The organism is Pseudomonas sp. H26/SER47-MNA-CIBAN-0231, assembly GCF_040310465.1.
Classification (GTDB): Bacteria; Pseudomonadota; Gammaproteobacteria; order Pseudomonadales; family Pseudomonadaceae; genus Aquipseudomonas; species Aquipseudomonas atacamensis.
Genome location: NZ_JBEOPW010000190.1, coordinates 1 through 236 on the forward strand (window position 1 = coordinate 1; position 236 = coordinate 236).

Annotated in this window: 1 protein-coding gene; it reads right to left on the reverse strand. The window is 56.4% G+C overall.

Going from position 1 to position 236, the window contains the following annotated elements:
* The coding region (locus AAEZ10_RS27750) for a hypothetical protein (protein WP_350571890.1) at positions 1-236 on the reverse strand (236 nt) is incomplete at both ends.

A 236-nucleotide genomic window follows, 5' to 3' on the forward strand; every position in this document is an offset into this window, starting at 1 on the left:
TTTTCCGAGAGCACCCGCGCATCATTCGGTAGTTCCGGAACATTGAGCTGCTGCCCCATTTCCCCCGCAATATTCGGAGTCGGCAAGCGCGGGTCATCCACCGCGATTTTATCGATGACCACCTCCAGAGGAGGGGATTCGCCGCTGGGCACGCCATCTCGAATCAATACCCACGACACCTGGATTGTTTTGCCTTGATGAGCGAGGAGGAACGCCACGCTGAATGTGAAATTGGC